The organism is Thiomicrospira microaerophila, assembly GCF_023278225.1.
Classification (GTDB): Bacteria; Pseudomonadota; Gammaproteobacteria; order Thiomicrospirales; family Thiomicrospiraceae; genus Thiomicrospira; species Thiomicrospira microaerophila_A.
On record NZ_CP070959.1, the window covers coordinates 2,316,120 to 2,341,534 of the forward strand.

A 25,415-nucleotide genomic window follows, 5' to 3' on the forward strand; every position below is an offset into this window, starting at 1 on the left:
TTGTATTTCGATCCACCCTGGTGCGTAGCCTTGTGCTCCAGCGACGCCTCTTTTTTCGCAGAAAAAAGCCGAAGGAGTCGGGGCACAAGGCGAAAGCACACTCGCAAACAAGCGCGTCATTTAAGACACCACCACTTCTCTAAACATGCCGGTATCCATGTGATACATAATGTGGCAATGCCACACCCAACGACCCAAGGCATCCGCCGTGACTAGAAACGAAATACGCTGCGCCGGTTGCACTGATACCGTGTGTTTTCTCACCAAAAACTCGCCCTCTGGAGACTCCAGCTCACTCCACATACCGTGTAGATGCATCGGATGGGTCATCATGGTGTCGTTGTGCATAATCACCCGAATGCGCTCGCCAAAGGCAAAATGGATCGGTTCGGATTTACCATACTCCAAACCATCAATCGACCAGGTATAGCGATGCATATTGCCGGTTAGATGCAACACAATCTCGCGCTCGGGGCCGCGAGGATCAAGCGGCCCATCCAGGGTTTTTAAATCGGCATAGGTCAAAACCCGACGACCGTTATTGCGCAGACCCATTCCCGGATCATCTAAATTGGTGCGCGGCGTATCCACACGCATATCGACACTGGCACCATAGGCCGTGCGGGCGTGATGTACCCGCGTTGAAGGTTTGGCTAGTGAATCATCAGCCATGGCATGATGACCGTGATGCCCATGGTGTGCGTGATGACCTGGATGATCATGCTGCATAGCCTGCCCGCCATGACCCGCGTGTGCATCATCTGTTGGATGTGCGCTATGATCAGCATGATCAGCATGATCGCCGTGCCCCGCATGCCCTGCATGTGCACTGTGATCCATCGCTCCCATCATGTCCTTGTCGGCCAGCCATTCCACTTTATCCATTTCAGGCACCGGTGCGGTCAGGCCTTCACGCACCGCCAGTGTTCCACGTGAAACACCACTGCGATCTATCGACTGCGCAAACAGGGTATAAGCCTGTTGTTTTGGCTCGACAATCACATCATAGGTTTCACCTGGTCCAAAACGGAATTCATCTACCGCTACCGGTTGTACATTCTGCCCATCCGCTTGCACCACACTCATCACCAGGCCGGGTATCCGCACATCAAAATAGGTCGCTGCCGAAGCATTGATATAACGCAAGCGCACTTTTTCACCCGGTTTAAACAGCGTTGTCCAGTTATGATCAGGGTGCAGACCATTGGTTAAAAAGGTATAGGTATAACCGGTGATATCGGCCAAATCGGTCGGCGACATGCGCATCTGTTGCCACATCTGGCGTTTTTGCATCGCGCCTCGGAAACCGAGTTCGCGCACATCACGCCAAAAATCCAGCACAGTCGGTTCATTACGATTGTAATAGTGGCCTTTGATTTTCAACTTTTCGATAATGCGGTGCGGGTCTTCATCCGTCCAGTCTGATAACAACACAATCTGTTCACGATCGTACGCGACAGGATCAGCTTCAATCGGGTCGATAATAATCGCGCCGTACATGCCTTGCTGCTCTTGCATGCCGGAATGCGAGTGATACCAGTAGGTGCCGGATTGTTCGAGCGTGAACGAATAGGTAAAGGTTTCGCCCGGCTTAATACCGTCAAAACTCACCCCCGGCACGCCATCCATATCAAACGGCAAAATCAAACCATGCCAATGAATAGAGGTATCCACATTTAAACGGTTGGTAACCCGAATGGTGACGGTTTCACCCTCTTGCCAACGTAAAGTGGGCGCAGGCAGCGAGCCGTTAATCGTAATCGCGCGACGATCACGACCGGTGTAATTAACCCGGGTTTCATCCACCACCAAATCAATATTGTGGCCTTTGATTTCAGGCGGTGTGCCGAGTTTCGCCCAATCAATTTCGGATACACGACGCGAATGGCCGTGCGCATGAGCCGATGCGGCCTGAGTCGGCATCCAAGGTGCCAAGGCGACTGTCAAACTAGACGCAGCCCCAGCCTGTAAAAATTGACGACGTGTTAAAGCCATATTGAACCCCTTTTATGTGCGCTATCTTAAAGACAGGCTCATTATAAAAAGGGCGTCCTAACCACAAGCTGACAGCCAGATTACAAATTTGTAATCTAAGCGGTGACTTTCGAATTAATGACAGATAAATTTAATCCTGGTCTGCCCCTAATTATTCTTTGTTCAATTTACATTTATCCCCAAGCCTGACATAATGTTACGTAATAACGTACGTCATGAAGGAGGCATCATGTCAACACTCAATAGCACCCAAGCGCGTGCAAATTTTTATGGCTTACTCACTCAAGTCAATGAATCACATGAACCGATCACGATTACCGGTAAAAAAGGCAACGCCGTATTAATTGCTGAAGAAGACTGGCAAGCCATTAATGAAACCCTGTATTTATTGTCGATTCCAAGTTTACGCGAATCGGTTGTCGAGGGGTTGAATACCCCGCTAGATGAATGCAGCACCGATTTAAACTGGTAGCGTTATGGCTTGGCAATTGGTCTATACCAAACAAGCACAAAAAGATGCCAAGAAACTGGCCGGTAGCGGTTTAAAAAAACAAGCCCAACAATTATTAGCACTGCTTGAACAAGACCCCTTTATCACCCCACCGCGCTATGAAAAACTGGTCGGTGATTTGCAAGGCGCCTACTCAAGGCGGATTAATATCCAACATCGGATTGTCTACCAAGTGCTTGAAGAGGAAAAGACGGTGAAGGTGTTGCGCCTGTGGACGCATTACGAATGAGTAGGTTCAAATTCTGTGCCACTCTAGCTTCATAAATATCTAATAAATTCCAATATAAACCTGGACACTCCGATGAAAATTCTGCTGGTTGAAGACGAAACAAAAACAGGTGATTATCTTAAGCAGGGCTTGAGTGAGGCGGGCTTTAATGTCAGTTTGGCGCGCAATGGTTTGGATGGTTTGCATTTGGCATTGGAAGAGGAATTTGATCTAGCGATTATGGATATTATGTTGCCGGGTTTAGACGGTTGGCAGTTATTGCAAACCCTGCGCCAACAGGGCAAAAGCTGGCCGGTGTTATTGCTGACAGCGCGTGATCAAGTGGAGGATCGGGTTAAGGGCTTGGAACTCGGCGCGGATGATTATCTGATTAAACCCTTTGCTTTTGCTGAACTACTCGCACGAGTTCGTGCCTTATCGCGTCGTGGCACAGCGCCCATTCAACAACATTTAAGCTGTGCGGATTTAGCCATGGATTTGGTGGCACACAAGGTCAGCCGCCAGCAACAACGCATTGATTTAACCGCTAAAGAATTTGCCTTGCTGGAACTGCTATTACGTCGTCAGGGCGAGGTGTTGCCGCGCACCTTAATCGCCTCTCAGGTGTGGGATATGAATTTTGACAGCGATACCAATGTGGTTGAAGTGGCGATTCGCCGTTTACGCGCCAAAATCGACGAACCCTTTGAGCCCAAGCTGATTCATACCGTGCGCGGCATGGGTTATAAACTTGAAGCACCCCATAGCTAATTCTAACCTTCTTAAAAGTTAACCTGTATGTTAACATTGTTTTATGAAAGAAATTCATTTCTACCGAACAGAATCCGGCAACAGTCCTGTTGAAGATTTTTTGGACTCGCTTAATGCCAAACAAGCCCAAAAAGTCATTTGGGTGCTTCAACTTATCGAAGAAATAGAGCAGGTGCCTGTTCAATATTTCAAAAAACTAGTGAACACTGATGATCTTTGGGAAGTTCGAGTTCAGGTTGGAAGTAACATTTTTCGACTGCTTGGATTTTTAGAAGGTGACAACCTAGTCATTTTGAATCATGGGTTTCAGAAGAAAACCCAGAAAACACCGAAAAAAGAAATCTTACTCGCCGAAACACGAAAAAAAGATTACCTAAAAAGGAAACAGTGCTATGAGTGACTTAAAAAAATATATCAGCCAGCGTCAAGCAAAAGATGCCGCATTTAATGACGGTTTTGAAGAAGGGTATCAAACTTTTAAGATAGGTGTCATGCTTCGCCAAGCACGCGAAGAATCGGGGTTGACGCAAGACGATCTTGCCGAACGATTAAATACAAAAAAATCGGCGATTTCTCGAATAGAAAATCATGCAGAAGACATCAAGCTTTCAACCTTAGAAAAATTTGCTGCTGTTTTAGGTCGAAAACTTGAAATTTCGATTTCTTAATTAAGTCAAAACCATGAATCTGTCGATTGCCAGTCGGTTAATTGGATTTTTTACCCTGATCAGTCTGTTGGTGTTGGTGTTGTTGGGTGGCTTGTTGGCGCACACGGTGCAGCATCATTTTGATGAAATGGATTTGGCCGAGCTGCAAACCAAACAACAGCAAATCCGGCTGTATACCGAAAATAATCAGCTCGACCAAGTTGAACTGATCGCGCAACTTAACCATCTATTGCCGCGCGAAGCCGGTTGGCATTATCTGCTGTTTAATCAACACACCCTGCGCTATAGCAGCATTGATTCCCCCCATCTGTTCACCCCTGACGATTTTAACGCCAACCAGTTGCAACGCATTATGCTGGAAAACCAAGCCTATGTTAGTTGGTTTGCTCCAGTGGCAGACAACCAGGCCTGGTGGGTGATTAGCCTCAAAAACATCGACCACCATGAGCATTTTATGCAGATGTTTATCCAACTGTTATTGGTCGGTTCTTTGATTGCCTTGATGGTCATGGTGGGCTTGGGCTGGTGGATGGTTCGCCAAGGCCTGCGTCCGCTTAAACACTTTAGCCAACTGGCCACCAAGGTGTCAGGACAACACCTGACCGAACGCCTGGATATCAACACCCTGCCGACAGAGCTGCAACCACTGGGGCAAGCCTTTAATGCCATGCTGGATCGGCTAGAAAATGCGTTTCAACGGCTGTCACAATTTTCGGCTGACCTGGCGCACGAGTTCCGCACCCCGATTAACAACCTGGTGATGCAAAATCAAGTTGCGCTCAGTCAACCACGTGATAAAGCGGATTATCAAGATATTCTGGTCTCGAATATTGAAGAGTTTGAACGCTTGGCACGGATGGTCAATGATATGTTGTTATTGGCCAAAACCGATCAAGGGCTGGATATTGAAACGCAGCCTGTTGAGTTGGAACCGCTGTGTCGCCAATTAATCGACTATTTTGAATTGCCCGCCGCCGAGCGTCAGATTAGGTTTTCACTAGAAGGCGAAGCACAGGTTCAGGCGAATAAAGAATTGCTCAGACGGGCTTTAGCGAATATCCTGGCAAATGCGGTGCGTCATGCTCAAAGCCAATCGACCATTCAGATCCAGCTAAAACAAATGCAAGATCAGGTGCAGATCACCATTTGCAACCAGGGCGAAACCATCCCTGATGCGCACTTAAATAAGTTATTTGAACGTTTTTATCGCGTCGAATCTGCCCGCCCACATCAAGGCGGATCAGGCCTAGGCCTTGCTATTACCCGCGCCATTATCCATGCCCATCAAGGCCACATAGAGGCTTCATCACAATCCAAGCAAACCTGTTTTAACATCCGCTTAAGATCTGGCTCCTAACAACTCTGACACACCATCAGCCTTCTGGGCCTATTCAAGTGTCCAAATACTGAGCATACCACTGGCTCTGGCTAAATCAATACGGCTAGTATTCAGTTGATTGTAGCTTTGAGCTCGTGCCATACGTGCCTGCTCAAGATTTTCCTGGGCGTTTATCCAATCAAAAATCGTCCCGACCCCTTCAATATAACGTTGTCGATTAATCAACTCCGATTGCTCCGCACGTTGGAAAAGTTGATCACTTAACGCTACCAGGTCTTCTGAATCTTGCCAAGCTTGAAAAGCTTGCCATAACTTTACACTGACTTCATCACGAACTTGAGCCACTTCTGCCTGAACCAAGGCTAATTCTGAGGTCGCTCGCTGGGTTTGATAGTGATTACGGAAACCTGTAAAAATCGGCATTTGCAGCTGAATGCCATACTGCGTGCTATTGTCTGCACGCCGTCCTCTAAAGTGCTTGTCATCATCAAACTCATGCATATATTCAGCCGTGGCGACGAGGCTGGGGTAATAGGCCGTTTGTGCTAATCCCAATTGCTCTCGTGCATGATCTAAGCGCGCCAATGCGGATAGCAGTTTAGGGTGACTCATTTGAGCTGATCGCACTAGATCTGGATAACGCTGCCCTGCTGATCCACGCTTTGACATGGGTTCAACCAGTGTCAAGGTTTGTCCTAGAAAGCCACCTATAGACTGATTTAAACTCGCTTGTTTACGTTGAACATCACTGGCTTGTTGTCTGAGCTCAAGCTTAGCTCTTGCAAGATTAGACTGAACTTGAATAAGATCTGCAGCATTTACCGCACCACCTGCAAGACGCTGCTCAACAATGTCAACACTGGACTGAGCCAAGCGTTCTGCCTCAACTCTGGCCGCCATCACCGCTTGAGCTTGTAACAGTTCAAAGAACTGAATTGTGGTTTCAAAAATTACCGCTTGGCTAACATCTTCAAGTTCGACCTTTGCTTGCTGAAGCTGGGCATTATTTAATGCCTGCTGGCGCTGTTTGCGCCCAAAATCAAAAACTAACCAGTCCAGTGACAAGCGAAAACTCTGCGAATTTTGATCGGTAAACTCACTCGGAACCCCATCAATCGATTGTTCTGTGCGATCCAAGCCAACGCGAGCGTTCACATTCGGCAAATATTCCGATTGCACCACACCGCCTTGCGCACGTACCGCTTGAGCTTTTGACCAGGCCTGCTGAATTCTTGGATCACGACACAGCGCCGCATTAACGGCTGCCGCCAGCGTTAAGCTAGGCAAAGATAAGGGCACGCCACATTCTATGTCATTAAAATAGCCTGGCACATGCTCAGCCGATAATGCCTTTTTTGTTTTAAAAGGATCGTAATAATCCTCTAAAACAAATGGATTTGCTTGAGCTGTTATACTCAAACTCGCTAACAGCCCAAGACCTAAACTCAACGCGATAGGTTTATGTTTCATCTTTCGCTTCCGGTTGTGAACGCATCGCTTCGCGAATTGCTTCAAAGTTATCCGTCGGTAGTTCAGCCACAATTTGACCTGAACGTAATACCACTGCTCGTTGTGCACTCATAATCGTTTGTGGTCGATGCGCAATAATAATGCGGGTTAATTCAAGTTGTCGAATCGCTTTATTCACTCGCTCTTCCGATTCGACGTCTAGACTACTGGTTGCTTCGTCAAGGATCAAAATTTTCGGGTCCTGATAAAGTGCGCGCGCAATCAATACCCTTTGTTTTTGGCCTCCAGAAAGCACCGTTCCCATATCACCAATCAACGTATTAAAGCCCATGGGCATGACTTCAATATCATCATAGATGTCCGCTAGTTTCGCACAATGTGAGATTTTATCCGTGTCAGCATTCGGATCAAAAAACGAGATATTATCCGCAATCGAACCTGCAAACAGAATGTCATCTTGGTTAACGGTTGCGACCATCGATAAAGCACGTTTGCTCCCCATTTTCTCAACCGACTCACCATGCAACAGTACTTCACCTGAGGTTATTTTTCTCAGCCCCAACAACACATGCATCAGGGTTGTTTTACCGCTGCCGGATGGCCCCACTATCGCGATAGATTCACCAGGATAAACCGATAAATTCACCCCCTCCAGCACCATTGGTGAAAGTGCACTATAACGGAAATCAACCTGCTTTAGCTCCACAATCGGCTGACCCTGTTTAAGTGCAACGGATGGTTTTTTCGATAAATTGACCATACCATCGTCATCCGGCTTGGCGTTGTCCTGTTCGGGTTCAGTTAACGCAATATCAGCCAAACGCTCACCATGCAAACGCAACATTCTTAGCTCAAACAAACGATCAATCAAAGTACTTGCACGTTGGCTAAACTGATCTTTATAAGCTAGAAAAGCCATCAACGCACCTATCGTAAAATGCGAATCCATTACCAGCATCGCACCAAATGCGATAATCACCACCCGCTCTAAACCAAACATCAAACCATTAATATGACGATAATAGATATGCATTTTTTGGGTTCTGACCCCGGCATTAATTTCATCCGCGACCAAGGTCATCCAGGTTTCGCGACGCGTATGGGTTTTTTGAAACAACTTAAGGGGTTTAATGCCGCGTACGGTTTCTAAAAAATGACTTTGCTGCTTGGCTGCATGAATAATCTCTTCTTCTGTTGCCAAGCGTAGCGGACGCCACCATGCCCAACGCACTAAGCCGTAACCGATCATCACCGCCAACGCAATTAAACCCAGTTTTACGCTGTACAAAAACATCACGACCAGTACTAGGATTGACATAATGCCATCAAGCACGGCTTCAATAAAATCAGTGGTTACACTTTTTTGAATGACATTAATCGATCCAAATCGGGATACCACGTCACCCATATGACGGGTTTCAAAATAATTTAAAGGCAGATTAAGCAGGTGATTAAATAGATTACTTCGCCACTGAATATTCAGATTGGTTGAAACATAAAGCATGACCCAGGAACGCAACAAACTAATAACCTGTTGAAAAACAACCAGCATCCCAAATGCAATCGCCAGCGTGATGAGTAAATCTCGATCGCTCGACACCACCACATCATCAATCACCCATTGCAGGTAGAAAGGAGCCACAATCACAAAAATTTCAAGTACCAAGGCTAAAACAAGAATTTGAACCAAAGAGGGGATCAGTCCTCTAACCTTACCCATCAACTGACCCAGGGTGATCCGCTGCTTCACCGTGGCTTTTTTAAAGCCTTCATTTGGCCAAGCTTCAAGTGCAACACCGGTAAACTGGCGTGACACTTCTTTCATGGGTATTTTCCTAACCCCTGCCATAGGATCATGAATAATAATGTAGTTTTTTGTCACTTCTTTTAAAACTACAAAATGATTAAATCCCCAGTGCAGAACGCAAGGTTGGCGTAAATCTTTTAAGTCCTCAAGCTCTAGCTTAACCGCTCGGGTATTGAGCGACATTGACTCCGCTATTTGCACCAGCTGTGCCATGGTCGCACCCATCATCGATACCGAGTAGATTCTTCGCAAGGTACTCAAATCGATTTTTAAACCATGATAACCCGCCACCATTGCCAAACAGGCTAAACCACATTCTGCGGCCTCATTTTGTAAAATAACAGGCAGTTTCCGGCCGAAACCCCATTGAATCTTATCTGTGAACTGTGCACTACTCATTAAAACTGACCTTTTAGGGTAATCAAAGGCTCAAGCGCCCATTCATAAATACGGCGTGTTTCACTTAATAAGTCAGCCTCAGCGAGCATCCCGGCTTGTAGCCTGCCTGCTTGCTCACCTAACATCGGCATATACTGGCTTGAAAGGCGAACCTGCACCAAAAAAAGTGGTTCATTACTTTGAGACAAGGAAGATAAAGCCAATTGATTGGGGGGAATGGATGTTCGAGAAATACTAATTACTTCACCAGGCAGTTGGCCGTATTTTTGATGAGGAAAGCCCTGCATTCTTAGTCTTACTTGAGTGCCTGGTGTGACAAAGCCGGTACTGCGACTTGGGGCATAAAGATGGGCAATCAGATCCTCCCCCTCAGGGATTAGGCTCACTAAATGCCTCCCCGCATCGACAAACTGCCCCAACTGAGCAAGATTACCTGTTGCAATACCTGGAGCGGGAGCAACAACATGAAATGAACGTCGTCCTTCGCTCATTGACAGTTCTTGTTGATTGTTAGCCATTTCTCGTCGCATTTGAGAAATTTGGTTATCGTATTTTAATGACAACGAGGCCTGTTCATTGCGCGCGACTTCCAATTCTCGCTGAATACTATTGTGCTCTCGTTGAAGAACACTTAACCGACTAGATTGATCTAAAAAGTCAGCAATTCGCTGGTCCGCTTGGTCTTTGGATACCAGATTGCGCTGGAACAAGGAGCGATAGCGTGCTGCAGAGGCTTCTGCCAGATTTACACGCCCTTGCTGTAACTCGATACTCTGCTCAGTGATAGTCAGCTCATTGCGCAATTTTTTCATTCGATCAACAAGCGCCAACATATCTTTTTCTTTTAAACTATTTAAGTTTTGAATTTCTGTTTCTAACAAACGATTTCTCAATTGAACCTGAGCCATCATTTGATTTTCAATGCTCCCTTCCGCACCAAAACGCTCGGTAGAGATATGATAGAGCAGCTGGCCGGGTTCAATCTTATCGCCCTCGTTCACCCACTTTTCAATAATCGTTCCGGCTTGACTAGCCGTTACTTCAATCATACCTGACTGGGGAATAAGCATACCTATCACCGTCGTTCTTCGAGTATAGTCTGCAAATACCAATACACTAAGTATTCCTGCACCTATAAGGATCGCGATTAGGGTATAAACTTTAAAAGTAATCGGTTGAATGAGTAGAATATCGCCCATCCAACGAGGTCGGTGAGCCTGCTGGGCTTCTTTGCGATAGAGCGCTTTTCGGGACATTAAATTTTTTGAGTTTTTGTATGGAAAATTCGATATAGGTTTAATACTAAGAAGATATCAAGCCGCAAAAACATAAGCTTTTACGGCTGATATTCATCTAATTCACAAGTGAAGCTCACTTATAAATTAAAACAATCTTAGGTTGCTTAAGAAACCTGTTAGACCTGCTAATAAACCAGATAACAAGCTAAACACACCAAATGGGGTGATATCAATGTCAGCATTGATAACTGGGTTACGATCGATAATGATACCTAAACCACCAGATACTTCATTCATTTCTTGCTTGTTAAGTTCTTGCATTGCCATGATTACAACTCCTAGCTTATTAAAATAGAATATAAAACATTACCTATTAAAACGACTAATTCGCTTAAACAGTGACTACATAGTAGAGCGAATTGATATTTACTGTCAACAGAAATAACAGCTTAAATTCATAAAATATTTCTATAGCAAAATAAGTTACTTTATCAAAAAAGTATAGTTATTATACTTAATATAAAAACTATACCAAATAACGTATTTTATTATAAATAATATACTATATTCTATGTAAAAAATTAATGAAATACATTTAATTCACACAAAATCATAATGTTATATAACTACAGTCTTTAAAATTAAAATATTAATCACTAAACGTAACAGGGATAAATATTAATAATACCAACTGCAAAACTTATCGTTATAAAACCTAATATATTCAGTATTGATTTTACATATAAAACTCAGTATTTATACACAATAAAGCCACGGATCCTTCATCTAAAAATGACAATTTATACTTTTTATATGTATAAATAATATACCAGCCTAATATAAATCAATTATTTTTTAAATTAACGAACAAATCAATTGACAATACTAAAGATATATACTTAAATGACTATGCTTATCAATGAGCGGACTTTTAACTTAAGGAGTTTTACCATGGCTATAGAAAAATTGTCACAGCAAGAAATGGAACACGTATCTGGCGGCTTACTAAACCTAGGTGGTTTGCTAGGTGGTGGAAACAACCTTCTTGGCGGTTTGTTAGGAACAGTGACTGGACTAGTTAGCAATGTACTATCTGTTGTAACAGGTTTGTTAGGCGGTTTATTAGGTGGTTTGAACCTTTTCGGTCGTAGCTAATCCTATATAACTGGGTAAAACACGTTTTTGCCCAGTTACTCTTCACTACCCTCTATTGCTAACCCAAGTAAGTTAATCTCAATTTATACTTTTATTAGGTTTATATGCCAAAAAACAGTCGTTGTCGGCTTTGCTGATTTACGATGTCCGCTAACGAATAATCCGCCAGTGTTTGCAAGAACGCGTCACGAGCTTGATCAAATACACTTCGTAATGCACAACCTCCATGTAAAACACAGGGTGGGTGGTTACATTCAAATGGTTCTAAACGACTTTCCATCAAACGCACAATCTCCGCTACATTCATCGCTTCTGCCGGACAGGCTAGGTTTAGCCCTCCTTTAACGCCGCGCGTTGAGGCTAAAAAACCATGCTGTACCAGCTTATTAACCACTTTCATTAGATGACTGCGCGAAATGGCAAAGCGTTCAGCGATTTCATTAATGGTTGAACGCTGGTCGTCAGGTCTGGATGCAATAAAGATTAACACCCGAAATGCATAGTCGGTTTGTTTAGTGAGCTGCATGGTTTAAATCCATTTGTTTTTAGTAGGTTTGAAGTATAATCTAAAACATCTATTTTAAATGAATGTTTTAGCGTTTTGCTATCCGCCAGAGGGCTTATGTATTTATTAAACCGTGCGTTTCGTTTGTTTTTTCTCGGGGCTGTTGGTTTTGCCGTGATCTCGATGATCGTTTGGTGGTGGCAATGGCACACCCCGCCATCGGCTTATAGTTCCTTCTCCGGCTTATCCCCGCTAAACTGGCATGCGCATGAAATGATTTTTGGCTATGCCCTCGCCACTGTCACCGGCTTTTTATTGACCGCAGCAATGAACTGGACACGCATGGAAACCGCATCAGGCTGGCCGTTAGCCGGTTTATTTGCTTGTTGGTTGTTAGCACGGCTCGGTTTTATATTGAATTGGCCTTTGGCCTGGGTCGCGCTGTTCGACTTGGCTTTTGGTTTGGGTCTGTTGATCGTGTTTAGTTGGCCGATTTGGCAGCGACGCCTAAAGGCGCAAAGCGGCTTAGCCACGTTGTTTTTTGCGCTTTGGCTAAGCCATATTGCTTTTTATTATGCCGCGGTTTATCAGCAGGCCTGGTTGTCGAATACACTGGTATTAGCCTTGTTTTTAGTGTTAACCATTAACCTAGTGATGATTCGGCGTTTGGTGCCGTTTTTTACCGAAAAAACCCTGGGGCTAACCGAAGTTAAAAATCATACGCGATTAGATCAAGTCGCGCTGGTTGGCTTTTTGGTATTAGGCTTGGCTTGGATTTTGCTCCCCAATACCATTTGGTTAACTCTGATTGCTTGGCCTTTAGCAATCGTTTTCGCTATTCGCCAGGCCTGGTGGTATGACAAGGGCATTTGGCGACAGGTTTTGCTCTGGCCGTTGCATCTGTCTTATGGGTTTATCACCTTGGGTATCGCGTTGATTGGTTTGGTGGGATTGCAGCTAGTAATGCCTACAACCGCAATTCACGCCCTGGCGGCAGGCGGTATTGGCCTGTTATGCTCGGCAATGATGGCACGGATTAGTTTGGGTCACACTAAACGCAACATATACCACACCCCAAAAGGCTTGGTTTGGGTGTTTGTTCTACTGGCTTTAGCGGCGCTGTTTAGAGTAATTATGCCCGTTATTTGGCCCTCACTTTATTCGGTTTGGATTCAGTTAGCGCAATGGGGCTGGATAGCAGGGTTTGCGGGGTTATTTATTCTGTATTGGCCGATTTTGTCAAAACCCGATCCGGTCGAACCGAAAAGTTCATTAACCTTATAGTTATTGATAGCTCATCACATCCAATAGATTTTGATCATTCTGGTTTTTGATAGAGCGCCTGGCTCAGTTGTTGGAGAGCGCGTTGGTGTTTTGCGTTTTGGCCGAACTTTTGTTGATAAGCGTTTAACCAGGCCTGCTGGGTGGGACAGTGACCTAGCCCACGGGCTTGCGCCCAGTGTTGGTAGGCTTGCCATTGTTGTAGCGGGGTTTTAGCTTGCTTGCGGTGCCAATGCCATCTTAGCCATAACCAAGCCAATCGGGTTTGCTGGAGCAGTTTCCACCCAATCAAGCCAAGCATCAGCAGACCGACTAGCCAAACAAAATAATACAAGCCGGCAGGCAATACCCAATAGGCCTGCGCCGGAATCACCAGCTTGTCGAGTTTGCCGGTGGTGGGGTCAAATACATTCAACTGAACTTCCGGCCACTGCCCCCAACCCCATCGTGTGCCAAGTTGGTTAATGCGATAAGGTTGCGTGAGGGTTTGGTGCATTAGCAAGCCTGCTTCGGTTAGTTGAGTGCTAGGTTTAGATTGCGGCTGTAGGGTTTCGACTTCAGGTTGATTTAAACTCATAAACCAAGGGTTAAGCTGCGGCAAACGTGCGGTTTGTTCGCCTTTGAGCCTTAAGGTTTGATAATAAAGTTCACCGCGTTGGTGAAAAAATGGCCGTTCAATCTCCAAGCCAAACTTGCCCACCGCGATATCCGCCGGAAGATAATGCGGCCGCTGCATGACGGCCATTTGATGTGGTGGCGCATAAAATAACCAACGCCCGCCTTGGCGGTTTTGCACTTGAATATAAGGCTGAGGCATGACTTTTTCAGTAGTTTGAGCGGGTTCAATGGGCAGCGCATAAGCATAACTAAACACCAAGGTTTTGCTTGAAGCCTGTCCGCTGCGTTGGCTCAAGGTTTGTTGAATCGGTTGTGCCGAAGTGATTAAATCAGCTCGCTCTTCTGCACGCATTTGTACTGGTAAATCGGCATTCTCTAGCCGCACCTGCACATTTTGGCTAACACGCTGGCCTTGCCAGGCTTGGAGTGGCAAGGCTGACCATTTAATCTCTACCTCTGGGTTTTCGCGCACTTCAAGGGTTTGGGCAGGGATCTGTAAATCACCCGCCTGCAACGATGGAATACTAAACTGCCCCGCTCGATAAGGGGTTAACCTCAGACGAATTCGCTGGCTGGTCTGTGCCGAATCATCAATATAAAAATCGCGCTTTAGATCGCTTAAATCTAGTTTTTGATAATCCTGTTGCAGATTGGGACCGGTTAAGCTGATGGTGAAACTTTCACCCAAAAGCAGGCTTCGGCTTTCGGCCATTAAACTGAAACTCCACAACACCCCGAATAGGATGAAGAATACTTTTACCACGGCTGCACTCCTTCGACGACCTGCGGCTCGTTTTGGCGCGCTTGAAAGCCCGCTTCACGTTCAAATAGGTGTTTTAACAAGCCGCTTTGATCATCATCTAATTCGTTTAACTTCAGGCTAAGGCCTTCAACCCGACGCTGGCGTTGTTGTTGATTTAAACTGGCTTGTGCCTGGGTATTGAGTTGCCATTGACCAGCTTGAACCCTTGTTTGGTCTGACAAGGTTGGGCGTTGCTGGGTTTGGGATTCAGCCTGTTGTTGGCCTTCACGGTCTTGCTGCGCTTCGCCCCAATCATTAGGGTCGCCATCGCCACCGCCTCCGGTTGATTGGCCGCCGCGAAACGCGCTTTCTAAGTCTTGGCGTGGTCGGCTTAGGCCCTGTTCTTCCGGTTGTTCAACCGCTTGCGCTAATAGCTCAGCGAGTTTGGCTTCAACCAACATTAAGTTATGTTGCGCGTTTTGATGGTTTGGCGCATACACCAATACGCCTTGATAAGCCTCCACCGCCAAGCCCCAAAGTTTAAGCTGCGCTTGGCTGTTACCAAGGTTATAGAGCGCTTGCGCGCGTTGTGAATCATGATCAGCATGCAATAACGCATCACGATACCAAAACACCGCGCGTGCATAATTGGCTTGACGATAAGCGGCATTGCCCGCCCCCAAGGCGGCCAAATAAGCCTCGACAGTGTTTTGGGTTATGCGTGACCAATCGGCATACAGCCGCTCGGCACGTTCAAAATCTTGTTGCGCAAACGCCTCAAAGGCTTGGTGTTCTAACTGGGGTTGCGCCCAAGCGTCTGGGGCTTGACTGAACAGCCCGATCAGCAATAACAGCGATAAGGCACTCGAAGAATGGCTTGGCCAGCGAACGCTGAAGTTCAGCATCAGTAACAGCGCGGCAAGCAAAATAAACGGCCAAGCCCAATCACGGTATTCAGTTTTGGTTTGCTCCGTCGTTTGCGGCAAAGCCTTGGCTTCAATTTGCGCCACCAGCTGCTGCAATAGGCTGGCTTGGCTGGAGGCATCGACATAGCTTCCATTAAACTTTTGCGCTAAGGCTTGTAATCCGGCGCGTTCTAACGGCACCGAAACCGCTTGGTTTTCATGATGAAACCAGCCTGAAGGATGGGTTAAATCCGGCATAAACACCGGACGATCTTGACCCACACCGATAACAATTAAATCATGTCCGGCCTGTTGAAATGGCGTCACCATCTCGTTTAGCTGATCCGCATCGGCGGTTGCGCTGTCGGTGACCAACACCACCACGCTGGGTTGGTTGAGATGATTGAGCGCAAACCCGATGGCTTGATCAAGCTGTGACCCGGCTAAAGGCAATTGATTGGCGGATAACAAATAGAGCGCACGATTAAACAGGCTTTTATCCCAACTCAGCGGTGAAGCCCAATGCGCCTGCACACCGAAACCGACCAAGCCAAAACGATCATTCGGCTGCACACGACGACTCAGCGATTCCAATAGATTTTGCGCAAACACCAACCGATTCGGTGCCATATCTTGCGCTGACATCGAGCGTGATAAATCCAATAACACCAGCGTATCGACGCCTTGATGTTCGTTTGGCTCGGTTTGCGGCATAGCCCAACGTGGGCCGGCTAAGGCAATCACCAGCAACAGCCAAACGCTGCTGAGCAACCAGGCCGGCTTGATCCAACCGCCACCGCCCTGCCTAACCCAAGGCCAAAAGCGCTTTTCGGCATAATCGGCTTGCTGTTTGTGTTGCCAGGCCTGGTGTAATCCTGCCCAAATAAACGGCAAAACCAACGCCGATAACCACAAGGGTTGCCGCCACTCCAGCGCGCTTAAAAATTCCATCGCTGCCCCCCCAAGCTCAACAACCACCAAAGGGCAAACAAACCGAGCGCCAGCCCCAAAGGATAAACCGCCAGCGATTCTTCGCGCCAACGCGCTTGGCTCATGTCTTGGGTTTCAACGCCTTCATGCTGCTCAATCGCGGCTAACACGCGGCTTAAATCTTCTGCCCCGCCGACCTGATAAAACTGACCCCCGGTGTGTTGCGCGAGGAACTGCAAACTGGCGGTTTCTATCGGCTGATAAATCAACCCGGAATAACGGCGTTGATCCGCCTCCAACGAACCGGCACCAATGCCGATGGTATAAATCGGCACGTCGAGTGATTCGGCATAATCCACAATTGCCGATAATTCAATCCGGCTTTGGCTTTGTAAACCATCACTCACCAATACCAAAATACGTTTTTCAATCTCGCTCTGCTGGTTGGCGACTTCACGCAAAGCTAACCCCAAGGCTTCGCCCATCGCCGGATCAGTGCGTCCGGCCAAATAGGGTTGTAACCGCTGCAAATTCGCGCGCACCGCGTGTGCATCGGCGGTCATCGGCACCAGCGTGTAGGCCTGCTCGGCATAAACTGCAATACTAAACCGATTATGCGCTAAACCGCCAATAAATTGATCTAACACCGATTTCACCACCTCCATTCGGCTGGCGGCTTGACCGTCAAGTTGGTAGTCTTCGAGAATAAAACTCACCGAGCTTTCCACCACCAGCGCAATATCGCGCACCGGCTGGCTACTGATGTTAGGGGCTTGTTCAATTTGACGTTGCGGGTTCGCCAGTGCCGCCAATAGGCTGATTAAAATCAAAGTTTTTAGCACAAAACTCACGCCATAACCTAACCGACTGAATGCGGCTTGAGGTTGCGCCGCCCTGCCGGTTTGACTTTTAAAAAAGGCCGCAATCCGTGGATGAAAAAACACATTCGCACTGTCGCTGGCTTGCGTTTTTGCGCGCCAAGGTTGGGTTAGCAATTGCAACAGCGGCCAAAGTAACAGCAACCAAAACCAAGCCGGTTGCGCAAACTGCCAATCAAACCAAGGACTCATTGATTCCGCTCCTTGGTTTGTTGAATCAACTGGTTTAACAGAGTTTCAAAGGTTTCACGTGAAACACCTTGCGGTGAAAAGCAGGCCTGGTTAAGTTGACTGCGCTGTTCGCTGCTTAATGGCAAACGGCTTTGCACCAGCTTAAACACATCTAACGCGATGGATTGCACCGGCTGTCCCTGCGCTAAACGCCGCTTCAAAGCGTTAAGCTGGAGTTTAACGGAACACCCACGTCGCCACAAAAAAACACTCATCGCTAGCAGGATAAACAACAAACCGACTAACGCCAAGTAAACCCAAAGCTGACTGCTTGGCTCAGGATTCGGTGCGCTCAACAATTCAATATCCATCAAATTCATCACGCACTCGCCTTGGCTAGAAAAGGGTGCCCCAGCAAACTATCCACTGTCGAAAACGAAAAGGTGTCTAACCCGGCGCGTTTTAAGGTTTGCAGCGGGTTATGGCTGCGCGCCCAATGGTTATAGTCTTGTTGCTGTTGCGCATTGAGTTTATAAACCTGGCCTTGCGCCGCCAGCGATAAGCTTTGCTTGGCGTTTAATTGCTGTTCTACTGGATCATAAATGGCGACAGCACTCAGCTGCCAACGATGATTGATTTGCGCTAACCAGGCCTGGTGCGCGGGTTCAATATCGGCAAAATCCGAAATCAACCAAATGCGACTGCCGGAAGGCCAGTGCTGGCTTGAACCTTGGATAACATCCAGAAAACTCGGCTCGATGATATGGTCACGACGTGGACAAGGTTGATTAAAATGCTGCATCACTGCCGGATACAGCTGCCGACCTTCTAAAATCGGCGAAACCTGTAGCTGTTCTGATAACCCAAGCGCTTGCAGCTTAATCCCTTGACGTTGCGCAATCCAAGCCAACCAACCCGCCAGCCTTAAGCCCTGCTCGACTTTTAACCGCCCGCGCGTGGCAAAACGCATCGCTTGACGTTGATCGAGCAAAATCACCCATTGCGCCTGTCGGTCTTCTTGAAACAGCTTGGTTGAGGGTTTGCCGGTGCGCGCCATTAAACGCCAATTCAGATGACGCAACTCATCACCGGGTTGATAACCACGGCTTTCTTCATACTCCATACCCTGCCCGCGAAATCGACTGACTTGATCACCCAGCAAACTCAATTCACTCAGCCGTTGCGAGGGCGACAAACTGGCAAAGTACGCCTCAATCGTCTGCCCCCACTGCCGAATATCGGCTTGCGACATCAAGGGCTGATGCATCGCATGACCCGAATTAACCGAGCTATGGCGCCATTTTTTAAACCAGTCCACTATGCCCATTAGAAAGGGTTCATCCTAAGTCGGAACCTGGACGGTTTCGAGCAGACGTTTTACCAGCTTTTCACTGTCCCAACCCTGCCCCCGTCCAGAGAAACTGACCGATAAACGATGACGTAACACATCCGGTGCAAGTCTGGCAACGTCATCGGGGGTGACATAATCTCGCCCCTGCAACCAAGCATAGGCACTGGCGGCATGCAGCAGCGCCAAGGACGCGCGAGGCGAAGCACCGACATCCAATACCCCGCTTAATGCCTTATCCAGAGAATCCAGTTTGCGGGTTGCGGCGACTAACGCCACCAAATATTTTTCAACCGGTTCAGCCACATGCATTTCCGCCACTTCACGGCGGGCATCCAGCACATTTTGTGGCGTTAAACTCGAGGTATCCGGTTCAACATCGGTGCCATAATGTTTAGCACGATCACGACGCAGGATTTCGAGTTCTTCGCTTTCAGTCGGATAATCCAACACCACATGCAACATAAAACGATCCATCTGCGCTTCCGGCAAAGGATAGGTGCCGCTTTGTTCCAGCGGGTTTTGCGTCGCCATCACAATAAACAAATCCGGCAAGGCGCGGGTTTGACCACCAGCAGTGACTTGCTTTTCCGCCATCGCTTCTAACAACGCCGACTGGACTTTCGGCGGCGCACGGTTGATTTCATCCGCCAGCACGATTTCATTAAAAATCGGCCCTTTTACAAACGTCAGCCCGCCGGTGTTGGGGTCGAGAATATCCGAACCCATCACATCGCCGGGCATCAAATCCGGCGTAAATTGAATCCGCTGAAAACTCGCATGCACCCCTTTCGACAGGGTTTTAACCGCCGTGGTTTTCGCCAAACCGGGTAGGCCTTCCAATAAAACATGCCCACCGGTCAGCATCGCAATCATCATGCGCTCAAGCAAGGCTTCCTGCCCGACAATGGTTTTTTGTAAATGGGTTTTCAGCGCCATAAACGCCTGTTGTGTTGACATGCTACGTCCTTAAGGTTTTTTATTCAACTCTTTGGTTGAATACTCTACTGGATTAAAAAAAACAATGCAATCCAACCAGGTCTGGTTGACCCCTAAATGTTTTTGGGTTGGATTTAATTGGGTTTATAACTAATCGACTTTATACTTTGCATGGCAGGTCATGCAATTGTTCATGATATTAGCCGTAAACTGCAAAAGATCCTCTTTTGGATCGGTCTCGGCCCGAATCACCAATTCTTCAAACATTAAATGCGTCGGGCCGCCGATGGATTTAAATTCGTCATCCAATTTCGCACGCACCGAATCAGGCGTCGCGCGCGCCATACGATTACCTGAATAGCGTGCGGCCTTGATAATCATGTCGCGGTCATCTAACGCAATGCCCTGAATCACGCCTTGAATACTGCCGAGCATTTGTTGCATTTCGGCCAAAAACTCCGCTTTTTCCGCCGGGGTTAAACCCAAACTTTTGCGCAAATCAATCTGCTCCGCCGCCTGCAAAGGCAAGCTAAAAACCACCATTAACGCCACCAGGCCTGGTGCTAAAAAACGGCTTAATGAAATCATAACTTTTCCCTTTAGAATAAACGCGCGATTTTTCTTTTGTTAACGCATCATACTAATCTCTAGCTGGAAAACAGTGGTATGATTTGAATCATACATCTGCAAAAAAGAATACAACCACTATGTTACGAAGCTTGCCCGAACCCTTGCTTAAATTGGCGCGATCCAAAGTGGTAAAAGCCAAGCAAATGTTATTTCACGTCGGTGAACAACCTCAGTTCTTGTATTTCGTTGAAAGCGGTCAAATTCAGCTTTCGCGTTGCCTCAATAGCGGCGGAGAATGTGTGCTACAAGTGATTAATCAGGGATTTTTAGCCGAAGCCAGTGTATTTAATCACCAATATCATTGTGACGCGCACGCCTCGGTTGATAGTCATTTGTTAGCTTTTCCAATCGCGGAATTTAAACAGGATCTTCATTATCCGGCCTTTCGTGACATGTGGATTCAATTGTTATCCCAAGAAATTAAACGCCTCCGCAATCAAGTTGAGCGCCTTAGTTTAAAAACGGCGCAGCAACGTATCCTGCACTTTCTGTTTACCGAGGGCGATGGCGAATGCTACCAGTTAACGCAAACAAAAAAGGCCTAGGCGAATGAGCTGGGATTAAGCCATGAAGCCCTGTATCGAAATTTAAATAGCCTGCAAAAAAACGGCGAAATCGTGATTAACCAGCAACGTATTTGCTTTAATAGACCTAACCTAAAAACAGCTAATTCAAAGGCGGTTAAGAATTGATGATATTTGAAGCCAAATCTATTTATGCGTCCGGTATGCTAAACCCGGTTTCTTTGAGCTTGTCGGCGGGGCAAATCGGCATGATTTCCGGCGAATCGGGGAGCGGTAAATCGCAGTTTTTAAAAGCCTTGGCGGATTTGATTGAGCATCAAGGTGAAACCCTCCTGTTGGATAACCAGGCCTGGTTAAACCAACAAACGATCACGCCTGCACAGTGGCGACAAAAAGTGATGTATTTTTCCGCGGAAACAGCTTGGTGGTTAGACAAGATTAGTGCGCATTTTAATGAGCCTGTTTCGGATAAAACATTAGCCGCCATCGGCTTAGAGCGCAGATTATTTGAACAAAATCCTGATCAACTTTCATCCGGTGAAAAACAACGCTTCGCGCTGTTACGCGGGTTGGCTTATCAGCCTAAAGTCTTATTGCTGGATGAGATTACCGCCAACCTTGACCCGAAAACCGAACAACAGGTTGAGCAGCTAATCCAAGACTATGTGCAGCAACATCAAGCTTGTGCGCTTTGGATCAGCCACGATCCGCAACAACAAATGCGCCTCGCTTCATCGGCATTACATTGGCAGTTTAGCGCTGCAGAGGAGGGCAACGCATGATCTTTATCAGCTATTGGGATTTATTAGCCCTGTCTTCATTGGTGGTATTGCTCGGTGTGGTGCTCTGGTTAAACGGCTTTAAACGCGTGCCTTCGCTTTATTGGAGCACGACACGGATGGTCGCGCAGCTCTTGTTTATGGGCATTTGGCTGACCTATGTGTTTACCTCTGAAAACCTGTGGCTCGTGGCGCTGGTCAGTGTGATTATGCTGGGGGCAGCCGGTTATGAAATTATCCAACGCCAGCAGTATCGTTTTGCTAAATGGCATGCGCTACTGATTGGGTTCTTGTCGATTTCACTCACCTCCTTGGTGTTGCTGGTGGGCGTACTCACCCTGACCATTCAGCCAGACCCTTGGTATCAACCGCAATACGCCATTCCATTACTCGGCATGTTGTTGGGTAATAGCATGACCGCGATTGGGCTGGGCTTGGATACCATGACCCGCAATGCCGTGCAAATGCGCGCACGCATTGAAGCCCAACTTGCCCTCGGCAAAACCGCCAAACAATCGCTGGAGTTTATCAAACAACAAAGTCTGCACGCGGCGATGATTCCGGTGATCAATATGCTGGTGGCCGCCGGGATTATTTCGCTTCCCGGCATGATGACCGGCCAAATTCTAGCCGGTATCGCGCCGATTGAAGCGGTGAAATATCAAATCTTGATTATGCTGCTGATTGTCGCCTCCACCGGGTTTGGCACCCTGATTGCCCTGCACCTAGCCGGCAAACAACTGTTCGACCACCGCCAACGCCTAAGATTGGAGGGATTGATCAAAACAAAGTAAAAAACGCGTTAAATGACTAGCTCAATGGCCTACTTAAAAAAACTTAGTCAAGCAAGGCTAGAATTTTTACGCTAAGATTTAAAAAAACCATTTCTGGATGAAAAATGCGTTCATTATGTCCTCGTTAACTAACCCACCATTGCAAAGTTTGCACCTACTTTGGGAGCATTCACCGGATTCGATGTTTATCATCCAAGTTCGCGATGGGCGCTACTATCTGCATGACTATAACCCGGTTCAGAAAAAGGCCTTCCCGGAAGGCGTGGATATGCAGCAACCCTTGGATGCCATCCTGCCAGCAGAAATGTATCGTGACATCCAAGCGCGCTATCAACACTGCATTGCCAGTCGCGAACCTATGAGCTATGAAGAACCCGGGTTTAATGATGATTATTGGTCCACCCTGCTTATCCCCTTGGTGAATGACGATGGCAAAGTGGAGTTTATCGCGGGCGTATCGCGCAATATCAAAGACCTCAAGCAAGCCGAGCAGCGTATGCGTAAGGCAATGGAACAGGCGAACTATTTAAACACGCAATATGAAAAGTTAAATGCCGAACTTGAACACAAGGTGCTTGAACGCACCCAAGAGCTCGCCCTCAAAAACAAAGAACTAGAGCAGCTCTATATAACTGATAGACTAACCGGACTGTATAATCGCTATAAACTCGATCGCGTGCTGGCAGCAGAAATGCAGCGCGTTGAGCGCTACCCTCACCCGTTTGGTGTCATCTTGCTTGATATTGACGATTTTAAAATCATCAACGATACCCACGGCCATCAAGTCGGCGATCAAACTCTGGTTAGGATTGCGACGCTACTCAAAGAAAACACGCGTGCTACCGATGTCGCTGGACGCTGGGGTGGGGAAGAGTTCTTAATCCTTTGCGCAGAAACCGATATGAATGGCGCGCGCCATCTAGCAGAAAAGCTGAGGAAAGCCATTGCCGGTCATCGCTTTGCATTAAAACAAACGATTACCGCCAGTTTTGGAGTGGCTGTACGGGAAGAAATAGACAGCGCAGAACAGCTAATTTCAAAGGCCGATACTGCGCTTTATAAAGCGAAACAAAATGGCCGCAATCGTGTTGAAATCTATCAACCTAACCAAGCATTGATAGATCAGTAATGGATTAATCGACTAATCTTGCAACCCCTACCAGACCTAAGGTCATATAAAAATAAGCAAACATACAGCTTATAAATAATCCTGATTTATATTTGAGTAACTTTTTAATTAGTACGTGCGTTGGTTTTCAATAATCTTGCGATTAAGTGCTAGGCTTATTCTTCTAAAAATATCTCAGCCCATTCGGGCTGCGATACTGCATAGCGTTTGATGATTTTCCCATGACTAAATCGAGCGATTAATTCGGGAGAGTGATCATCAACACTGTTGTCATAGAGATAAAACCTGTCAACCAAACTTAATGCTCGATAGGCGTTTAGGATGGATTTTTGATAACGACTGATAATTTTTCTAATCGGAACATCATGGCCACCTTCCATAACACGCAATGCTATTCGAGAAGCATTAATCGTCGGGGATGACGTACAGATAAAAAATAATCGAATGAAATAACCTTGTTCTTTCGCTTTGATAATGAAATCAATTTTTTCGTCTGACGAAAATACTGTTTCAAAAGCAATGCTTTTTTTAGCCGTCAGCAGTTCATAGCGCAATGCCGTTGCACGTTTGGCCGCCTCTAGCTGTTATCCGCATTATTCCAGTCACCCAATTCAGACTGAGCAATATTGTCTGGATTGATGTAGGCACACCCTTCAAACCAATCATGCCCCAAGCCTTGTTCAGTAATCGTTGTTTTACCTGAACCATTCGGCCCCGCAATAATAATCAAACTGGGTTTAAGATTGCTGCGCATGCTGAATTTTTTTCAAATTGATTAAATCTTGTTTCAACTGATTCATAAAACTATCCAGCGCCTGCGTTTTCTTTTCTTTTACAGCAATGATGGCGGCATCAGTCAGGGCTTTAAGCTCTTTATCTGAAGGCTCGCGCTCAAGTAAAAAATGATAAGACATCGTTCACTTCACTCCAAATTTTCAATTAATTTAAATTGTAACAGAGAACAAATGTCGCGGAAAATGATACCTCACTATGAAATACAATCTTGATCGCCGTACCTTACTACGGCTCTTCGGTTTTTTTTGCGTTGAGTGTATTTGACCGGGTTTGGCACATTGATGCCCTGCGTCTGGTTGGTAAACAACTATTCGACAGCCCCCAACGCCTGCGAAACCTTGGTTAATCAAAACGAAATTACTAAGGGTTGTTGGCTTCATTTTTAACTGGCCAACAACGCTCTGTATTCAATTTGTTTCACAATTCTTATGTTTTATCGCACCAGCGATTTTACCCAGCTTTCCATGGTTTCGTTCGCAATCGGGTTCGGCGCTTCCATAAAATTGACCACAAAATGCTCACCCATATCCGTTACACCGATTGAACGCGGTCTGACCGCAACCGGCTCCGGTGAAGGGAGCTGCATACCAAAGCACAGAATCATGTTTTTGGCATCCAAAATACCTTCGCCAATCTCGCCACCAATGCTTTTAGTATGGGCGTAATGGTCAAAGAGCGCGATAAAGACGGCTTTGGGGTGCGCCTCAATTTTTTGCTGTAAATCGTCCAAAATAGCATCAACACTATCGAACTTAGATTCTGCTTTGCTAAAGCTTAGGGTGTAAATCGGATACTTTTCTTTAAATAGGGTTTGTTGCATTGGGTTTCTCCTTACCAATAAAAAAGCCATCCTCACCAGGCCTGGTCATTAGGATGGCTTATGCAT

At 46.6% G+C, this 25,415-nt stretch carries 29 protein-coding genes; 12 read left to right on the forward strand and 17 right to left on the reverse strand.

The annotated features are described in order from the left end of the window. Nucleotides 1–120 precede the first annotated feature (120 nt). Nucleotides 121–1,995, reverse strand: a complete 1,875-nt coding sequence (locus JX580_RS11265; RefSeq protein WP_248850638.1) for a copper resistance system multicopper oxidase — start codon at nucleotides 1,993–1,995, stop codon at nucleotides 121–123. 229 nt (nucleotides 1,996–2,224) lie between these two features. Here JX580_RS11265 and JX580_RS11270 point away from each other — a divergent pair, with 229 nt between their 5' ends. The 6 genes from JX580_RS11270 (at nucleotide 2,225) to JX580_RS11295 (ending at nucleotide 5,510) form a co-directional block, all read left to right on the forward strand. Further along, nucleotides 2,225–2,467, forward strand: coding sequence for a type II toxin-antitoxin system Phd/YefM family antitoxin (locus JX580_RS11270; RefSeq protein WP_248850639.1), 243 nt, complete (start codon nucleotides 2,225–2,227; stop codon nucleotides 2,465–2,467). Between the two features lie 4 nt (nucleotides 2,468–2,471). Continuing rightward, entirely contained in the window at nucleotides 2,472–2,735 is a 264-nt protein-coding gene (locus JX580_RS11275) for a Txe/YoeB family addiction module toxin (RefSeq protein ID WP_248850640.1), read from the forward strand. Nucleotides 2,736–2,807: 72 nt separating this feature from the next. Further along, nucleotides 2,808–3,485, forward strand: coding sequence for a heavy metal response regulator transcription factor (locus JX580_RS11280; RefSeq protein WP_006460690.1), 678 nt, complete (start codon nucleotides 2,808–2,810; stop codon nucleotides 3,483–3,485). Nucleotides 3,486–3,528: 43 nt separating this feature from the next. Next, a complete protein-coding gene (locus JX580_RS11285) occupies nucleotides 3,529–3,885 on the forward strand; it encodes a type II toxin-antitoxin system RelE/ParE family toxin (RefSeq protein WP_006460689.1) in 357 nt (118 codons plus the stop codon). Further along, complete coding sequence (locus tag JX580_RS11290; protein ID WP_006460688.1) at nucleotides 3,878–4,153, forward strand: helix-turn-helix domain-containing protein; 276 nt, start codon at nucleotides 3,878–3,880, stop codon at nucleotides 4,151–4,153. Before JX580_RS11285 ends, JX580_RS11290 begins: the two co-directional genes overlap by 8 nt. A 13-nt stretch (nucleotides 4,154–4,166) precedes the next feature. Continuing rightward, a complete protein-coding gene (locus tag JX580_RS11295) occupies nucleotides 4,167–5,510 on the forward strand; it encodes a heavy metal sensor histidine kinase (RefSeq protein ID WP_248850641.1) in 1,344 nt (447 codons plus the stop codon). Nucleotides 5,511–5,540: 30 nt separating this feature from the next. On the opposite strand, the gene JX580_RS11300 is transcribed toward JX580_RS11295, so the two are convergent. The 4 genes from JX580_RS11300 to JX580_RS11315 all read right to left on the reverse strand — a co-directional run bounded on the left by JX580_RS11300 (nucleotide 5,541) and on the right by JX580_RS11315 (nucleotide 10,733). After that, the gene (locus tag JX580_RS11300; protein WP_248850642.1) at nucleotides 5,541–6,962 is read right to left on the reverse strand and encodes a TolC family protein; all 1,422 of its coding nucleotides are present in this window, start codon (nucleotides 6,960–6,962) and stop codon (nucleotides 5,541–5,543) included. Continuing rightward, nucleotides 6,952–9,168: a peptidase domain-containing ABC transporter gene (locus JX580_RS11305; protein ID WP_248850643.1), complete on the reverse strand. Its 2,217-nt coding sequence runs from the start codon at nucleotides 9,166–9,168 to the stop codon at nucleotides 6,952–6,954. The genes JX580_RS11300 and JX580_RS11305 overlap by 11 nt, the downstream gene beginning before the upstream one ends. Further along, on the reverse strand, nucleotides 9,168–10,424 hold the full coding sequence (locus JX580_RS11310; RefSeq protein WP_248850644.1) for an HlyD family secretion protein: 1,257 nt from the start codon (nucleotides 10,422–10,424) through the stop codon (nucleotides 9,168–9,170). The genes JX580_RS11305 and JX580_RS11310 overlap by 1 nt, the downstream gene beginning before the upstream one ends. Nucleotides 10,425–10,550: 126 nt before the next feature. Further along, the gene (locus JX580_RS11315; RefSeq protein ID WP_248850645.1) at nucleotides 10,551–10,733 is read right to left on the reverse strand and encodes a hypothetical protein; all 183 of its coding nucleotides are present in this window, start codon (nucleotides 10,731–10,733) and stop codon (nucleotides 10,551–10,553) included. Nucleotides 10,734–11,357: 624 nt separating this feature from the next. On the opposite strand from JX580_RS11315, the gene JX580_RS11320 reads away from it, so the two are divergent. After that, nucleotides 11,358–11,561 carry a hypothetical protein gene (locus JX580_RS11320; RefSeq protein ID WP_248850646.1) on the forward strand — a complete coding sequence of 68 codons (204 nt, stop codon included), beginning with the start codon at nucleotides 11,358–11,360 and terminating at the stop codon, nucleotides 11,559–11,561. 100 nt (nucleotides 11,562–11,661) lie between these two features. Here the strand turns inward: JX580_RS11320 and JX580_RS11325 are convergent, their stop codons facing one another. Continuing rightward, on the reverse strand, nucleotides 11,662–12,087 hold the full coding sequence (locus tag JX580_RS11325; RefSeq protein WP_248850647.1) for an RrF2 family transcriptional regulator: 426 nt from the start codon (nucleotides 12,085–12,087) through the stop codon (nucleotides 11,662–11,664). Between the two features lie 96 nt (nucleotides 12,088–12,183). Between JX580_RS11325 and JX580_RS11330 the strand changes: the two genes are divergently transcribed. Further along, nucleotides 12,184–13,350, forward strand: coding sequence for an NnrS family protein (locus JX580_RS11330; RefSeq protein ID WP_248850648.1), 1,167 nt, complete (start codon nucleotides 12,184–12,186; stop codon nucleotides 13,348–13,350). 34 nt (nucleotides 13,351–13,384) lie between these two features. Here JX580_RS11330 and JX580_RS11335 read toward each other — a convergent pair whose 3' ends face one another. The 7 genes from JX580_RS11335 to JX580_RS11365 form a co-directional block, all read right to left on the reverse strand. Next, complete coding sequence (locus JX580_RS11335; RefSeq protein WP_248850649.1) at nucleotides 13,385–14,728, reverse strand: hypothetical protein; 1,344 nt, start codon at nucleotides 14,726–14,728, stop codon at nucleotides 13,385–13,387. Further along, nucleotides 14,722–16,563, reverse strand: coding sequence for a VWA domain-containing protein (locus JX580_RS11340; RefSeq protein WP_248850650.1), 1,842 nt, complete (start codon nucleotides 16,561–16,563; stop codon nucleotides 14,722–14,724). Before JX580_RS11340 ends, JX580_RS11335 begins: the two co-directional genes overlap by 7 nt. Further along, the gene (locus JX580_RS11345; RefSeq protein ID WP_248850651.1) at nucleotides 16,551–17,612 is read right to left on the reverse strand and encodes a vWA domain-containing protein; all 1,062 of its coding nucleotides are present in this window, start codon (nucleotides 17,610–17,612) and stop codon (nucleotides 16,551–16,553) included. The genes JX580_RS11340 and JX580_RS11345 overlap by 13 nt, the downstream gene beginning before the upstream one ends. Next, nucleotides 17,609–17,971 (reverse strand): hypothetical protein, encoded by a 363-nt coding sequence (locus JX580_RS11350; RefSeq protein ID WP_248850652.1) that lies wholly within the window; start codon nucleotides 17,969–17,971, stop codon nucleotides 17,609–17,611. Before JX580_RS11350 ends, JX580_RS11345 begins: the two co-directional genes overlap by 4 nt. Continuing rightward, on the reverse strand, nucleotides 17,971–18,918 hold the full coding sequence (locus JX580_RS11355; RefSeq protein WP_248850653.1) for a DUF58 domain-containing protein: 948 nt from the start codon (nucleotides 18,916–18,918) through the stop codon (nucleotides 17,971–17,973). Before JX580_RS11355 ends, JX580_RS11350 begins: the two co-directional genes overlap by 1 nt. A gap of 15 nt (nucleotides 18,919–18,933) precedes the next feature. Continuing rightward, nucleotides 18,934–19,899 carry an AAA family ATPase gene (locus JX580_RS11360; RefSeq protein WP_248850654.1) on the reverse strand — a complete coding sequence of 322 codons (966 nt, stop codon included), beginning with the start codon at nucleotides 19,897–19,899 and terminating at the stop codon, nucleotides 18,934–18,936. A gap of 129 nt (nucleotides 19,900–20,028) precedes the next feature. Then, complete coding sequence (locus JX580_RS11365) at nucleotides 20,029–20,466, reverse strand: hypothetical protein (RefSeq protein WP_248850655.1); 438 nt, start codon at nucleotides 20,464–20,466, stop codon at nucleotides 20,029–20,031. A gap of 119 nt (nucleotides 20,467–20,585) precedes the next feature. On the opposite strand from JX580_RS11365, the gene JX580_RS11370 reads away from it, so the two are divergent. The 4 genes from JX580_RS11370 to JX580_RS11385 all read left to right on the forward strand — a co-directional run bounded on the left by JX580_RS11370 (nucleotide 20,586) and on the right by JX580_RS11385 (nucleotide 23,734). Beyond that, nucleotides 20,586–21,053, forward strand: a complete 468-nt coding sequence (locus tag JX580_RS11370; RefSeq protein WP_248850656.1) for a Crp/Fnr family transcriptional regulator — start codon at nucleotides 20,586–20,588, stop codon at nucleotides 21,051–21,053. Between the two features lie 146 nt (nucleotides 21,054–21,199). Continuing rightward, complete coding sequence (locus JX580_RS11375) at nucleotides 21,200–21,814, forward strand: ABC transporter ATP-binding protein (RefSeq protein ID WP_248851927.1); 615 nt, start codon at nucleotides 21,200–21,202, stop codon at nucleotides 21,812–21,814. Continuing rightward, nucleotides 21,811–22,605, forward strand: a complete 795-nt coding sequence (locus JX580_RS11380; RefSeq protein WP_248850657.1) for an ABC transporter permease — start codon at nucleotides 21,811–21,813, stop codon at nucleotides 22,603–22,605. The genes JX580_RS11375 and JX580_RS11380 overlap by 4 nt, the downstream gene beginning before the upstream one ends. Nucleotides 22,606–22,720: 115 nt before the next feature. Beyond that, complete coding sequence (locus tag JX580_RS11385) at nucleotides 22,721–23,734, forward strand: sensor domain-containing diguanylate cyclase (RefSeq protein WP_248850658.1); 1,014 nt, start codon at nucleotides 22,721–22,723, stop codon at nucleotides 23,732–23,734. 155 nt (nucleotides 23,735–23,889) lie between these two features. Here JX580_RS11385 and JX580_RS11390 read toward each other — a convergent pair whose 3' ends face one another. The 4 genes from JX580_RS11390 to JX580_RS11405 form a co-directional block, all read right to left on the reverse strand. Continuing rightward, entirely contained in the window at nucleotides 23,890–24,288 is a 399-nt protein-coding gene (locus tag JX580_RS11390) for a hypothetical protein (RefSeq protein WP_248850659.1), read from the reverse strand. A 23-nt stretch (nucleotides 24,289–24,311) separates the two neighbouring features. Then, complete coding sequence (locus JX580_RS11395; protein ID WP_248850660.1) at nucleotides 24,312–24,488, reverse strand: hypothetical protein; 177 nt, start codon at nucleotides 24,486–24,488, stop codon at nucleotides 24,312–24,314. Further along, nucleotides 24,472–24,648: a hypothetical protein gene (locus JX580_RS11400; protein ID WP_248850661.1), complete on the reverse strand. Its 177-nt coding sequence runs from the start codon at nucleotides 24,646–24,648 to the stop codon at nucleotides 24,472–24,474. The genes JX580_RS11395 and JX580_RS11400 overlap by 17 nt, the downstream gene beginning before the upstream one ends. A gap of 314 nt (nucleotides 24,649–24,962) precedes the next feature. Next, the gene (locus tag JX580_RS11405; RefSeq protein ID WP_248850662.1) at nucleotides 24,963–25,349 is read right to left on the reverse strand and encodes a DUF6858 family protein; all 387 of its coding nucleotides are present in this window, start codon (nucleotides 25,347–25,349) and stop codon (nucleotides 24,963–24,965) included. Between the last annotated feature and the right edge of the window lie 66 nt (nucleotides 25,350–25,415).